The 12,928-nt window shown below is 62.8% G+C and carries 16 protein-coding genes; 9 read left to right on the top strand and 7 right to left on the bottom strand.

Annotation, left to right across the window (positions count from 1 at the left end; all coding sequences use genetic code 11):
* The first annotated feature begins 93 nt into the window (after positions 1–93).
* The 9 genes from AC2FME_RS03835 (at position 94) to AC2FME_RS03875 (ending at position 9,215) form a co-directional block, all read left to right on the top strand.
* Entirely contained in the window at positions 94–1,476 is a 1,383-nt protein-coding gene (locus tag AC2FME_RS03835) for an aldehyde dehydrogenase family protein (protein WP_496799678.1), read from the top strand.
* Between the two features lie 66 nt (positions 1,477–1,542).
* Complete coding sequence (locus AC2FME_RS03840) at positions 1,543–2,688, top strand: iron-containing alcohol dehydrogenase (RefSeq protein WP_496799679.1); 1,146 nt, start codon at positions 1,543–1,545, stop codon at positions 2,686–2,688.
* 139 nt (positions 2,689–2,827) lie between these two features.
* Positions 2,828–3,493 (top strand): Crp/Fnr family transcriptional regulator, encoded by a 666-nt coding sequence (locus AC2FME_RS03845; RefSeq protein ID WP_496685216.1) that lies wholly within the window; start codon positions 2,828–2,830, stop codon positions 3,491–3,493.
* Positions 3,494–3,590: 97 nt separating this feature from the next.
* Positions 3,591–3,806 (top strand): YgaP family membrane protein, encoded by a 216-nt coding sequence (locus AC2FME_RS03850; RefSeq protein ID WP_496685214.1) that lies wholly within the window; start codon positions 3,591–3,593, stop codon positions 3,804–3,806.
* A gap of 1 nt (position 3,807) precedes the next feature.
* A complete protein-coding gene (locus AC2FME_RS03855) occupies positions 3,808–4,239 on the top strand; it encodes a YeeE/YedE family protein (protein ID WP_496799680.1) in 432 nt (143 codons plus the stop codon).
* A 4-nt stretch (positions 4,240–4,243) separates the two neighbouring features.
* Entirely contained in the window at positions 4,244–4,681 is a 438-nt protein-coding gene (locus tag AC2FME_RS03860) for a DUF6691 family protein (protein ID WP_496684259.1), read from the top strand.
* An 85-nt stretch (positions 4,682–4,766) separates the two neighbouring features.
* Positions 4,767–5,651: an MBL fold metallo-hydrolase gene (locus AC2FME_RS03865; RefSeq protein WP_496685732.1), complete on the top strand. Its 885-nt coding sequence runs from the start codon at positions 4,767–4,769 to the stop codon at positions 5,649–5,651.
* A 15-nt stretch (positions 5,652–5,666) separates the two neighbouring features.
* Positions 5,667–7,349, top strand: coding sequence for a bifunctional protein tyrosine phosphatase family protein/NAD(P)/FAD-dependent oxidoreductase (locus AC2FME_RS03870; protein ID WP_496799681.1), 1,683 nt, complete (start codon positions 5,667–5,669; stop codon positions 7,347–7,349).
* Between the two features lie 132 nt (positions 7,350–7,481).
* On the top strand, positions 7,482–9,215 hold the full coding sequence (locus AC2FME_RS03875; RefSeq protein ID WP_496683875.1) for a SulP family inorganic anion transporter: 1,734 nt from the start codon (positions 7,482–7,484) through the stop codon (positions 9,213–9,215).
* Positions 9,216–9,220: 5 nt separating this feature from the next.
* Here AC2FME_RS03875 and AC2FME_RS03880 read toward each other — a convergent pair whose 3' ends face one another.
* From AC2FME_RS03880 to AC2FME_RS03910, 7 genes are all read right to left on the bottom strand, one after another.
* Complete coding sequence (locus AC2FME_RS03880; protein ID WP_496799682.1) at positions 9,221–9,646, bottom strand: hypothetical protein; 426 nt, start codon at positions 9,644–9,646, stop codon at positions 9,221–9,223.
* 175 nt (positions 9,647–9,821) lie between these two features.
* Positions 9,822–9,971, bottom strand: coding sequence for a hypothetical protein (locus AC2FME_RS03885; RefSeq protein ID WP_496683869.1), 150 nt, complete (start codon positions 9,969–9,971; stop codon positions 9,822–9,824).
* A 162-nt stretch (positions 9,972–10,133) separates the two neighbouring features.
* A complete protein-coding gene (locus tag AC2FME_RS03890; protein WP_496799743.1) occupies positions 10,134–10,544 on the bottom strand; it encodes an RNA polymerase sigma factor in 411 nt (136 codons plus the stop codon).
* Positions 10,523–10,600 (bottom strand): hypothetical protein, encoded by a 78-nt coding sequence (locus AC2FME_RS03895; protein WP_496799744.1) that lies wholly within the window; start codon positions 10,598–10,600, stop codon positions 10,523–10,525. The genes AC2FME_RS03890 and AC2FME_RS03895 overlap by 22 nt, the downstream gene beginning before the upstream one ends.
* Positions 10,567–10,899: a hypothetical protein gene (locus AC2FME_RS03900; protein WP_496799683.1), complete on the bottom strand. Its 333-nt coding sequence runs from the start codon at positions 10,897–10,899 to the stop codon at positions 10,567–10,569. Before AC2FME_RS03900 ends, AC2FME_RS03895 begins: the two co-directional genes overlap by 34 nt.
* A 624-nt stretch (positions 10,900–11,523) precedes the next feature.
* Positions 11,524–12,576, bottom strand: coding sequence for a YeeE/YedE family protein (locus tag AC2FME_RS03905; RefSeq protein WP_496799684.1), 1,053 nt, complete (start codon positions 12,574–12,576; stop codon positions 11,524–11,526).
* Positions 12,577–12,618: 42 nt separating this feature from the next.
* Complete coding sequence (locus AC2FME_RS03910; protein WP_496683887.1) at positions 12,619–12,912, bottom strand: ArsR/SmtB family transcription factor; 294 nt, start codon at positions 12,910–12,912, stop codon at positions 12,619–12,621.
* Positions 12,913–12,928 lie beyond the last annotated feature (16 nt).

Genomic DNA, 12,928 nt, shown 5'->3' on the forward strand with positions numbered 1-12,928 from the left:
AGGGCGGATGTGAGGGGCCAGCCCCTCACGCTCCCCGGGATATTTTTGGCCAGATGAAGCAGCGGGCCTGTTTTGCTTGAGGATGGAGTGACCATGGGTCAGGTGTTGAAATGTATCTCGCCGATCGACGGATCGGTGTTTGCCGAGCGGACTGCGCTGGATCGTGACACGGCATTCGCCGCAGCGGGCCGGGCACGTGCAGCGCAGGCGGATTGGGCGGCGCGGCCCCTGCAGGAGCGGATCGATCTGGTGATGGCCGGCGTTGCAGCCGTGGGGGCGATGAATGACGAGATCGTGCCGGAACTGGCGCGGATGATGGGCCGGCCGGTGCGTTATGGCGGCGAGTTCGGCGGTTTCAACGAACGCGCGACCTATATGGCGGGCATCGCGCGCGATGCGCTGGCCGATATTGCCGTGGGTGAGGACGAAACATTCAAGCGCTACATCAAGCGCGTGCCGCATGGAGTGGTGTTCGTTGTGGCGCCCTGGAACTATCCGTACATGACGGCGATCAACACGGTGGCGCCCGCCTTGATCGCGGGCAACACGGTTGTGCTGAAACATGCCACGCAGACCCTGTTGGTGGGCGAGCGGATGGCGCGGGCCTTCCATTCGGCAGGGGTGCCCGAGGATGTGTTCCAGAACCTGTTTCTGAGCCATGACGTGACCAACGAATTGATCGCTGGCAAGGCGTTCGATTTCGTGAACTTCACCGGCTCGGTTGCCGGAGGGCAGGCGATGGAACGGGCGGCGGCCGGCACCTTTACCCCCGTCAGCACCGAGTTGGGGGGCAAGGATCCTGGCTATGTCATGGACGACGCCGATCTGGATGCGGCGGTCGAGACGCTGATCGACGGGGCCATGTTCAACTCGGGCCAGTGCTGCTGCGGGATCGAGCGGATCTATGTGCATGAAAGCCTGTATGACGATTTCGTTGCCAAGGCGGTCGAGATCGTCATGGGCTACAAGCTGGGCAATCCGCTGGACCCTGAGACGACGCTGGGACCGATGGCCAACGTGCGCTTTGCAGACGAGGTGCGCGCGCAGATCGCCGAGGCCGTGGCCGCAGGTGCCGTGGCGCATATCGAGACCTTTGCCGAGGATGACGGCGGCGCCTATCTGACGCCGCAGATCCTGACCAATGTCACCCATGACATGCGCGTGATGCGCGACGAAAGCTTCGGCCCGGTCGTCGGGATCATGAAAGTGTCCTCGGATGAAGAGGCCATTGCCCTGATGAATGACAGCGAATTCGGCCTGACCGCCTCGCTGTGGACGCGCGACGTGGCGCGGGCCGAACGCATCGGCGACCGGATCGAGACCGGAACCGTGTTCATGAACCGGGCCGACTATCTGGACCCGGGTCTGTGCTGGACCGGGTGCAAGAATACCGGCCGTGGCGGCGGCCTGTCGATCATCGGATATCACAACCTGACACGTCCCAAATCCTACCACCTGAAAAAGGTGACGGGCTGAGGACGATTTGCCTGCCCCGGACCGACCCCCTCGCCGGGGCAGGCCTTAGACACAAGGAAAACTGACATGAGTCTTGTTGGAAACTGGTCCTATCCGACCACGATCAAATTCGGTGCGGGCCGCATCAAGGAACTGCCCGAGGCCTGCGCGGCGGCTGGGATCAAGCGCCCGCTGCTGGTGACCGACCGCGGCCTGGCCGATCTGCCGATCACTGCCGCGACACTGGACATTCTCGAGGCTGCCGGGCTGGGCCGGGGCCTGTTCAGCGAGGTCGACCCCAACCCGAACGAAAAAAACCTCGAGGCCGGTGTGGCCGCCTACAAGGCGGGCGGGCATGACGGTGTGATCGCGTTCGGCGGCGGTTCTGGGCTGGATCTGGGCAAAATGGTCGCTTTCATGGCCGGTCAGACGCGGCCGGTCTGGGATTTCGAGGATATCGGCGATTGGTGGACCCGCGCGGATGCCGATGCGATCGCGCCGATCATCGCGGTGCCGACGACGGCCGGCACCGGCTCGGAAGTCGGCCGCGCCAGCGTCATCACCAACTCGGAAACCCATGCCAAGAAGATCATCTTCCACCCCAAGGTGCTGCCGACCGTGGTGATCTGCGACCCTGAACTGACCGTGGGCATGCCGAAATTCATCACCGCCGGCACCGGCCTGGATGCCTTTGCGCATTGTGTCGAGGCCTATTCCAGCCCGCATTACCATCCGATGAGCCAGGGCATCGCGCTGGAGGGGATGCGGTTGGTCAAGGACTATCTGCCGCGCGCCTATGCGGACGGCACCGACATTGAGGCCCGCGCCCAGATGATGAGTGCGGCCGCCATGGGAGCGACGGCTTTCCAGAAGGGGCTGGGTGCAGTCCACGCCATGAGCCACCCGATCGGCGCGGTGTTCAACACCCATCATGGCACCACCAACGCGGTCTGCATGCCCGCGGTTCTGGAGTTCAATGCCGCTGCGATTGCCGACCGGTTCGACGCGGCCGCAGCCTATCTGGGCATTTCGGGTGGGTTCGACGGATTTCGGGCCTTCGTGCAGGAATTCAACGACTCGCTGGGCATCCCGCGCAAGCTGTCCGATCTGGGCGTGACCGAGGATGCGATCCCCGACCTAGTCAAGGGTGCGATCGTCGATCCGTCCTGCGGCGGAAACCCGATCGAGTTGACCGAGGACAACCTGACCCAGCTGTTCCGCGCGGCGCTGTAAGCGCAACGCCGGGCCACTTGAAACCCCGGCGGCGATTGCTTGACGTTCGCGGATGCGGCCCGCAAGTTGGGTCCGCAACATGGTGGCCGGTGGGGCCAACGATGGATAGGAGCATCGGTATATAGATGCGAACGCCAACATGACGCAGCCGGACTGGACCGACCGGTTCAATGGTACTCGCCGCTTGCCGGACCGGGTCCGCGACCGGCTGCGCAAGGCGGCGCGTATGGTGCGGGTTGCGAAGGGTGCGCAGGTGTTTGGCCCGGACAATGTGCCCGAAAGCCTGTTGTTTCTTTACGCTGGTCGAATTCGGGTGTCCCAGCGGTCCGATACGGGGCGCGAAATCGTGCTGTATCGCGTCGAGGCCGGCGACAGCTGCGTTCTGACCACGGCCTGCATGCTGGCCGAGGAGGCATACAATGCCCAGGGGATCGCGGAAACGGACGTGACGGCCGTTGTTCTGCCAAAGGCCGAGTTCGACCGGCTGGCGGCCGAAGAAGACGCGTTTCGCAGCTTTGTCTTCGAGGCCTATTCGCGCCGGTTGATCGATCTGTTGCGGGTGGTTGATGATGTCGCCTTCGGGCGCATCGATGTGCGGTTGGCGGAACGGTTGCTGGCGCTGGCAGGCGAGGCGTCCGAGATACAGGTGACCCACCAGCAACTGGCCGACGAGCTTGGAACCGCCCGTGAAGTGATCTCGCGTGTCCTGAACGATTTTCAGAAGCGCGAGTTGATCACCCAGTCGCGCGGGCGAGTCACCCTTGCCGACAAGGCTGCATTGCAGTCGCTGGCGCAAAGCGGCTGAGTTTTTCCTGAAATCCACCGGCTTTCGTGACATTGTCACTGAAGGGGCCGGAAACCTGCCCTATGTGTCATTCAAGACTTGGAATGTAGAGGGCATAATGGCCACCAATGTGGGAACGCTCGACCGAATTCTGCGTGCTACGCTGGGGCTGGTCCTGTTGTACTTGGCATTTGCCAGCAAACTGCCGTTTTTCGACGGCGGCATCGGAAAATGGGGTGCAGTAATTGTCGGCGTAGTGATGCTGATCACTTCGGCGCTGCGGATCTGCCCGCTTTACGGTGCCTTCGGCATCAAAACCTGTAAGAGGACCTGACATGGAGACTGTATTTACACCTTTCGCTTCTTTCGGGGGCGGTTTGCTGATCGGCCTGGGGGCCGTTCTTCTAATGCTAGGGCTGGGTCGCATCATGGGGGCGACCGGGATCATGTCGGGGCTGGTTTTTCCCGAGAAAGTCTCGGAGTTCTCATGGCGTCTGGCTCTGGTGGCAGGCATGATCGTGGCGCCGGGGCTGATCTTCGCGGTCACCGGCACGATGCCCGCGATTGACGTACCGGTCAGCCCGCTGATGATTGCCGTCGGAGGTGTCATCGTCGGACTCGGTGCCAGCCTCGGGTCCGGGTGTACGTCGGGCCACGGTGTCTGCGGCCTGTCGCGCCTGTCGGTGCGGTCGCTGGTGGCGGTACCGACCTTCATGGCGACCGCGGCCATCACCGTTTTCATCATTCGCCATGTGATCGGAGGGTAAGCCGATGAAACTGTTTCATACCTTCCTGACCGGCCTCGTCTTCGGCGTTGGGATTGCCATCTCGGGCATGATGAACCCGGCCAAGGTCCTGAACTTCTTTGACATTGCCGGCACCTGGGACCCCAGCCTTGCCTTCGTGATGGGCGGTGCGCTTGTGGTGACCTTCATCGGCTATCGGCTGATTTGGCGCCGGGACGCACCCCTGTTCGCCGCGCGGTTCCAGATTCCGACCTCGACCGTCATCGACGGCAAGCTGATCGGTGGTTCGGCCCTGTTCGGCATCGGGTGGGGTATTGCCGGGTTCTGCCCTGGAGCGGCCCTCCCGGCCCTGGGTACCGGACGGTGGGAGGTGGTGTTGTTCCTGGGGGCCGTCGCCGTCGGCCTGGTCCTGGCCCGGATCCTGCAGGGCAAACCATTGTTTTCGCGCTCGGCCAAGGCCTGAGCGCCCAAGAGGAGACACAATCATGAACGATCAGAAATCAATCGACGCCCACAACCAGCGGATGGCGGATGCGATTGCAACGCCGATTGCCGAGTATCCGGTCGATCTGAGCGTCAAGCCCGAGGTTCAGGGCTTCTACGACGAGGCGACGGCGACGATCAGCTATATCGTCAAGGACCCCACGTCGAACGCTTGCGCGATCATCGACAGCGTGATGGACATCGACTATGCCGCCGGCCGGATCACCTTTGAACATGCCGATCTGCTGATCGCCGAGATCGAAAAGCAGGGGCTGAAGTTGGAGTGGATCATCGAGACGCATGCGCATGCCGACCACCTGTCGGCGGCGCCCTACATCCAGCAGAAGCTGGGCGGCAAGATCGGTATCGGCGAGAACATCAAGATCGTGCAGGAGGTCTTCGGCAAAATCTTCAACGAAGGCACCGAGTTCCAGCGCGACGGCAGCCAGTTTGATGCGCTGTTCACCGATGGCATGACCTACAAGATCGGCAACATGACCGCTTTTGCCATGCACACGCCGGGCCATACGCCGGCCTGCATGACCCATGTGATCGGCGATGGGGCCTTCGTGGGTGATACACTGTTCATGCCCGATGGTGGCTCGGCGCGCGCCGATTTCCCGGGCGGGGATGCCGGTACGCTCTATGACTCGATCCAGAAGGTGCTGAGCCTGCCGGACGAGACCCGGCTGTTCATGTGCCACGACTACATGCCCGGCGGGCGCGAGGTGAAGTGGGAGACCACGGTGGCCGAGGAAAAGGCGCACAACATCCATGTGGGCGGCGGCAAGTCGCGGGACGAGTTCATCAAGATGCGCACCGAGCGTGACGCGACGCTGGCGATGCCGACACTGATCATCCCGTCGATCCAGGTCAATATCCGGGCGGGCGAAATTCCGACCGACCAAGACGGCAATCAGATGCTGAAGGTGCCGGTCAACAAGCTCTGATCGCGGGAGGCGACGATGGAAATCAGGAAAATCTCCGACCAGTTGTCGGTCTCGCCGCAGATCACGTCGGACGACCTTGCCGCCATCAAGGCGGCGGGGTTCCGCGCCATTATCTGCAACCGGCCCGACGGTGAAGGCGCCGACCAGCCCACTTTCGAGGAAATCGAGGCCGCTGCAGAAAGGCTGGGTATCGAAGCCCGGTACGTTCCGGTCCAATCTGGCCTGGTCCGCGACGAAGATGCCCGCGCCTTCGGTCAGGCCCTGACCGAGCTGCCGGGTCCGATCCTGGCCTATTGCCGGACGGGCACGCGCTCGGCCACCCTGTGGTCGCTGCACGAGGCCGCGCACAAACGCCCTGTTTCGGAGATCCTGACCGCGACCAAGGTTGCCGGGTACGACATGAGCGGTGTCGCCCGCCGTATCGCCAATGGCGGCAAGACGCCCACCGACACCGGCGATGCGTCCTTTGACGTGGTGATCGTGGGCGGCGGGGCAGGGGGCATCGCCACCGCCGCCAGCCTGCATGCGCGCAAATCCGACCTGTCGATCGCCATCATCGACCCGTCGGACGTGCACTATTATCAACCCGGCTGGACCCTGGTGGGCGGCGGCGTGTTCACGCCGGAACAGACGGCCAAGACCATGGGTTCGCTGATCCCACGCGGGGTCAAATGGATCAAGGCCGCCGTTGCCGCGTTCGAGCCGCAGAACAATGCCGTCATTCTGGATGGCTGCCGGGTGGTCAAATACGACCGTCTGGTGGTGTCTCCGGGGCTCAAGCTGGACTGGGGCGCGGTCGAAGGGCTGGAAGAAACGCTGGGCCGCAACGGCGTGACCTCGAATTATCGCTATGACTTGGCGCCCTATACCTGGCAGTTGGTCGAAGGGCTGAAGGCGGGCCGGGCTCTGTTCACCCAGCCGCCGATGCCGATCAAATGCGCGGGCGCGCCGCAGAAGGCGATGTATCTGTCGGGAGATGCGTGGGTCCGGCGCGGGGTTCTCAAGGATATCGACATCCAGTTCATGAACGCTGGTGGAGTGCTGTTCGGGGTCAACGACTATGTCCCGGCGTTGATGGAATACGTAAAGAAATATGACGCCACGCTCAATTTCTTCCACAATCTGGTGGCGGTGGACGGGGCGGCGAAGACCGCCACGTTCAAGGTGGCCAAGCCCGACGAGCAGCCCGAGCAGGTGACGGTCGAATTCGACATGATGCATGTCTGCCCGCCGCAGGTGGCGCCAGACTTCATCCGGGTCTCGCCGCTGGCGGATGCGGTGGGCTGGGTCGATGTCGATCAGGCGACGCTGCGCCATAAGAGCTATGACAACATCTGGTCGCTGGGCGACGTGATGAACGCGCCAAACGCCAAGACCGCGGCGGCGGCGCGCAAGCAGGCGCCGGTGGTGGCCGACAACATCGTGGCCGATATCGAGGGCCGCGCCCCGGTGGCGGCCTATGACGGATACGGCTCGTGCCCGTTGACAGTGGAACGCGGCAAGATCGTGCTGGCCGAGTTCGGCTATGGCGGTGTCCTGAAGCCCAGCTTCCCAAAGTTCCTTATTGACGGCACCAAACCTAGCCGCGCGGCCTGGTTCTTGAAGGAAAAGCTGCTGCCGCCGGTCTATTGGTCGGCGATGCTGAAGGGCAAGGAATGGATGGCCAAGCCCGAACCGCTGAAGGTGGCGGCCGAATAAACAACCTGCCGCCTCCGAACCCGATGCCGGCCGAACCGGTGCAAGTTCTGGCCTGACGCTGCGGATGTCCGGCCAAGACCTGGCGGTCAGAGCCTCCTCGCTCTGACCGCCGCCTTTCCAGGACGAGACCCCATGCAGAGCCTTTATCGCTACCTTCCCATTCTCGACTGGGGCCGCCGGTACGACCGGGCGGCGCTGTCCAATGACATGATCGCGGCGGTGATCGTGACGATCATGTTGATCCCGCAATCGCTGGCCTATGCGCTGCTGGCGGGGCTGCCGCCCGAGGCGGGGATCTACGCCTCGATCTTGCCGATCATCCTCTATGCAATTTTTGGCACCAGCCGGGCGCTGGCGGTGGGTCCGGTCGCGGTGGTGTCGTTGCTGACGGCAAGTGCGGTGGGGCAGGTGGCTGAACAGGGCACCGCCGGATATGCGGTGGCGGCGCTGACGCTGGCCTTTCTGTCGGGCGGGTTCCTGGTGCTGCTGGGCGTGTTGCGGCTGGGCTTTCTGGCCAACTTCCTCAGCCATCCGGTGATCGCCGGCTTCATCACCGCCTCAGGCATCCTGATCGCCACCAGCCAGCTGAAACATATCCTGGGGGTCAGCGCGCATGGGCATACCCTGCCGGAGATGCTGGGCTCGATCCTTGCGCATCTGAACCAGACCAACCCGATCACCGTGGTGATTGGCGTGCTGGCCACGGCGTTCCTGTTCTGGGTGCGCAAAAATCTCAAACCCGCGCTGCGGCGTATGGGGGTGCCACCGCTGCTGGCGGATGTGCTGACCAAGGCCGGGCCGGTGGCGGCGGTGGTGGCCACAACCCTGTCGGTCTGGGCCTTCGGGCTGGACGCGCGAGGCGTCAAGATCGTGGGCGAGGTGCCCCAGAGCCTGCCGCCGCTGACCCTGCCGGGGGTGTCCTCGGATCTGATCGGCGCGCTGCTGGTGCCCGCCATCTTGATCTCGATCATCGGGTTTGTCGAAAGTATCTCGGTCGCGCAGACGCTGGCCGCCAAGAAACGCCAGCGCGTCGACCCCGATCAGGAACTGATCGGCTTGGGCGCGGCCAACCTGGGTGCCGCATTCACCGGGGGCTTTCCGGTCACCGGCGGGTTCTCGCGCTCGGTGGTGAACTTCGACGCGGGCGCCGAGACCCCGGCGGCGGGCATCTACACCGCCGGCGGGCTGGCGATCGCCGCGCTGTTCCTGACCCCGCTGGTCTATTTCCTGCCCAAGGCGACGCTGGCCGCGACGATCATCGTGGCGGTGCTCAGCCTGGTGGACCTGTCGATCCTGAAAAAGACCTGGGGCTATTCGCGGGCCGATTTTGCTGCCGTCGCCGCCACCATCGTGCTGACCCTGCTGGCCGGGGTCGAGACCGGCGTGGCCAGCGGTGTGGCAATCTCGATCCTGCTGCATCTGTACAAGACCTCGCGCCCACATGTGGCCGAGGTGGGGCTGGTGCCGGGCACCCAGCACTTCCGCAACATCAAGCGCCACAAGGTCGAAACCGACCCCACGCTGGTCACGCTGCGGGTGGATGAAAGCCTGTATTTCGTGAACGCCCGGTTCCTCGAGGACCTAATCCAGTCGCGCGTGACCGAGGGCTGCGAGATCCGCAACGTGGTGCTGATGTTCTCGGCGGTGAACGAGGTCGACTTCTCGGCGCTCGAAAGCCTCGAGGCGATCAATCACCGCCTGCGCGACATGGGCGTCGGCCTGCATCTGAGCGAGGTCAAGGGCCCCGTCATGGACCGCTTGAAACAGTCCCACTTCCTAGACGAACTGAACGGGCAGGTCTTCCTGTCACAATACGACGCGTGGCAAAGACTGACCGCGCCTGACCGGGTGCGCGCGGCGGAATAATTCGGTCAGATCAGTTCTTCATGGGCCTTGCGCGGGATGGTTTCGATGACCTGGTGACCGGAGCGGCCTACCATGGAGTATTCCCACCGCCCATCCTGCCAGATCACGATGCCCAAATCCCCGTCGCGCCGGTATTGAAACGAGGGTTGAGCCGGGCCCGTGGCCAGGTCGGCAAACAGGCTGAGGCGGTCGCCGGATTCGTTTTCATAATGGAAGACTGGTGCCGGGCCATGACCCAGAGGCAACAACCCCCCACCGATCAGCCGGTAACCGGTGTCCCCCAGTTCCGGCGCGATCACGGGTGCGCTCAGCCAGATACTCAGCCAGGTTTGCAGATGATCGCGTTGGTCGGCGAACACCTCGACCGGGTTAAGAACCTGGGGCGAATACAGGGCGTGTGCCGCCGCAGCCTGAATCGGTGCCTGCGACATCAGTGTCACTGGTTTGGCGGAGTCCCGCGACAGGAACAGGCCACTGTCCAGACCCAATGCAAAATCGAAACCGCCGCGGCCAGCCGCCTGCACCCGGCATGACCGGTACTCTGAAGTGCCCCGCGCATCAGTCGGTCCAGTTGCGCGGGATCAGGCTGCGGCACCAAGGCACCGATCATCCCGGCTGCCGGATCATTGTCGCAAGCCGCGCACGGTCGGCGGGATGCGCGGCCAGGTGCCGATCCTGACGGTCCTGCTGAGATGGCGTCAACTGGCCGTCGAAAGCGGCCTGCATCAGGGTTTCAATGGTCGGTTCGGTCGTCATTTCACGCTCCGCAATCGTGACGTTTTCGGCGGTTCTTCGGCGGCTTGCAGTCGTGCCCGCGCGCGACAGACGGGACGTGATGGTGCCCTACGGGATCCCCAGCAATCGGGCGGTCTCGGCATAGGTCTGCTCCGCGACCTTGACCGCCAGCAGTACAAGTTTCTAATCCTCCGGCAGGGCACCGATCTGACGCCGCAGCCAGCGCAGTTCCAAACGCTCTTCGGCGGCGGCCTCGGGCGAGGCCAGCTGATCCAGCGCTTGGGGGTCAGAGGCCGGGACGCCGGCGGCGCGCCTGCTGTCGTTGCGATAGCAGTTGAGCAGGATCTTCATCGCCCAAGGTTTGACCGGGTGGTCCGGCCATCTAAGCCCCTTTTTTCTTATCGCACGCAGAACGGCATCCTGCACCAGGTCATCGGCCTGGTTGTGGCTTCGGGTCAGCGCGAACGCAAACCGCCAAAAATCGGGCAGAGCGTCTTCGATTTGTTTGTGGAATGTCTGTCTTATCGCGTTGACGAAAGGCGACCGGATCCGGTCGCCCTTCTGGTCCGGGGTCAGGGTCGCGCAGTGTGCCAGACACCCTTGACGCCGTCGCCGGTCATGTCTCCGGGTTGCTTGTGCTTGATCCACAGATACAGGGGTTGGCCCTTGTAGGCGACCTGCATCGTACCGTCATCGCGCTGGAGCAACGAATAGTTCTTGGGCAGGTCGGTTCCGGCGGCGGCCAGTTCACGGCGTATTGGTCATAGCAGTTGGACTTGCCCGTTTCGTCCTTGTCGAACGTGTACAGCGTCATCTTGTTGGCATCCATCAGAAAGGTCTGATCACCCAGTTTCCCGGTCAGGACCGGGGCATCGCCAGCGGCGGCGGCGGTCGCAAGGGCGCATGCCATCAGGGTGGATATGGTCAGCGCAAAAGAAGTGCTGGTCATTCAGGTGTTCCGCCGTGTCGCTATCGCGCAGCGCAAGCACCACGACTGGGCCAGTCCGTTCGGGTGCGTTTTTGTACGAACTGATGAACGTTCAAACCCGGTGGCTTCAGCTGGGTCAGTCCGGTCGCCGGTTCGAACACCCGCGGGAGGGCGTTTGCGAATGGAGTTTTCCTTCGAAGAATAGAAAATTGGCACGGTGTGCTGGTCTTGCCGCTATCCGCTGTCGTGTCGCGACGTTCGCGGTATGGTGGGCGAGCGCGGGATGACAGTCGATGCCTCGGCGATCCACCGTTGCGTCAGGAAGTTCGGCCCCAAAATCCGCGGGCGTGTCTATAGTGCCCATCGATCATGCAGCGCTCATGCAGCGATTGCGCCCGATCCGCGGGTTCCAGACCATGGCCGGAGCCATCGCGGCGCTCGCCGGGAAACGAGACCTTCCGCACGATCCGAAAGGGCCAGTTCGAAGACTGTCAGACAGGGGTTGCCAGGGAAACGGCCTTCGTTGCAGATCTCTTCCCCGAAGCTGCGTGACGGGAGACGCTGCGGCTATCACTCCGCGGTTACAGGTTTTAGGCTACAGACCCCAGACAACACCTACGCAACTCCATACCCGGGCACGCAAAATCATTCCGCCGGAGCAAATCCCGTAATCAGCTGACGTAAACCGATGGCTGCACCGACAAAGATCGAACCGAAGGCGACAGGCGCGCTGAAGGCAAGAACCGAAAAAGCTGAAATTCCTTGGCCGACACTGCATCCTACTGCAAGGATCGCACCCGGGCCCATGATTGCGGCCCCCATGATTTGACGTCGCAATTCGCGCGGGTCTTCGCAGGCTTCCCACCGGAAATGCCCCTTGGAATACGACCCAAGTGCCGCCCCTATTACCACACCTACAACGGAACCGACGCTGAACGACAATGTATTGCCCGACGCGGTCATGGCATAGATGATTGTATCTCCGATCGGGGCTGCAAACGTGTGGGTCCGGACGGGTTCGGCGTCAAAACCGGTATAAAAAACCCAATATGTGCCGACCCAGCCTGATACGATGGCAAGTCCCACCACGCTGGCCCAAATGATCTGGCTTGCCGACGGGCGCTGCCCCGCCCGAACAAGAGCTGCGCCGATAAGAACCGCCCCTGCGACCAAACCGGTTGCCAAAGGTTCGATCCCAACTGTTTCAAAAAGTTGGGTGAAACCTTGAGGTGACTCAGCGCCCATAATTTCGGGAAACAGCCAAACGCGCGCTTGTGCCAGGGGTCCGGACATGACGAAATAGGCCGACAGACCCATCACGACAACGATGAGAAAAGACCGCAAGTCGCCTCCGCCCAACCGAGCCAACGCGCCGTATCCGCAATTTCCGCTAAGTGCCATGCCGTAGCCGAACATGAGGCCGCCGATGATCGTTCCCAGCGGGTTCCATGCGCGATCCAGATAGGCCGTTTCAAGGCTGTTGAACTGGCCCGCCGCAATAGCCAAATGCACACCGATCACTGCCACACCGATGGCGATGGCCCACATCTTGAGGCGCCGGTTGTCAGATCCGTACAGAGCGTCCTCAATGGCGCCCAATGTGCAAAAGCGGCCAATCCGAGCCGCCAACCCAAGCGCCACGCCCCCGACCAACCCGATCAGGGCTGCGGAGTTCGCTTCTCCGATGAGTTCCAGCACGGTATCCTCCCTCGGCCGGATGCCACAACAGGGCAGGGCCGCTCAGTCGGCACGACAGAACAAGTCGTACACAACCTCCATGATTTGTTTCGGGCGGTCGTCTGTCAAGCTGTAGTAGATCGCCTTGCCTTCTCGGCGCGGGGTTACCAACCCCTCGAAGCGCAAGCGGGACAGCTGCTGGGACACTGCAGCCTGGCGCGCGGACAAAAGTTCTTCCAGTTCGGTCACTGATTTTTCGCCGGATGCCAGATGGCACAGGATCATCAGCCGCCCTTCGTGGCTGATCGCCTTCAGGAAGTTCGACGCACGCTGAGCGTTGTTCACCATCTTTTGCATGTCTTCGGCGCAAATG

The sequence above is a fragment of the Ruegeria sp. BHSC026 genome (assembly GCF_059613065.1).

Coding starts and splice junctions, on each gene's coding strand:
- AC2FME_RS03885 (WP_496683869.1), bottom strand. CDS start 9,971: ATGACGACCGAACCGACCATTGAAACCCTGATGCAGGCCGCTTTCGAC.
- AC2FME_RS03875 (WP_496683875.1), top strand. CDS start 7,482: ATGCAGAGCCTTTATCGCTACCTTCCCATTCTCGACTGGGGCCGCCGG.
- AC2FME_RS03880 (WP_496799682.1), bottom strand. CDS start 9,646: ATGTCGCAGGCACCGATTCAGGCTGCGGCGGCACACGCCCTGTATTCG.
- AC2FME_RS03900 (WP_496799683.1), bottom strand. CDS start 10,899: ATGACCAGCACTTCTTTTGCGCTGACCATATCCACCCTGATGGCATGC.
- AC2FME_RS03845 (WP_496685216.1), top strand. CDS start 2,828: ATGACGCAGCCGGACTGGACCGACCGGTTCAATGGTACTCGCCGCTTG.
- AC2FME_RS03860 (WP_496684259.1), top strand. CDS start 4,244: ATGAAACTGTTTCATACCTTCCTGACCGGCCTCGTCTTCGGCGTTGGG.
- AC2FME_RS03835 (WP_496799678.1), top strand. CDS start 94: ATGGGTCAGGTGTTGAAATGTATCTCGCCGATCGACGGATCGGTGTTT.
- AC2FME_RS03910 (WP_496683887.1), bottom strand. CDS start 12,912: ATGCAAAAGATGGTGAACAACGCTCAGCGTGCGTCGAACTTCCTGAAG.
- AC2FME_RS03850 (WP_496685214.1), top strand. CDS start 3,591: ATGGCCACCAATGTGGGAACGCTCGACCGAATTCTGCGTGCTACGCTG.
- AC2FME_RS03840 (WP_496799679.1), top strand. CDS start 1,543: ATGAGTCTTGTTGGAAACTGGTCCTATCCGACCACGATCAAATTCGGT.
- AC2FME_RS03855 (WP_496799680.1), top strand. CDS start 3,808: ATGGAGACTGTATTTACACCTTTCGCTTCTTTCGGGGGCGGTTTGCTG.
- AC2FME_RS03870 (WP_496799681.1), top strand. CDS start 5,667: ATGGAAATCAGGAAAATCTCCGACCAGTTGTCGGTCTCGCCGCAGATC.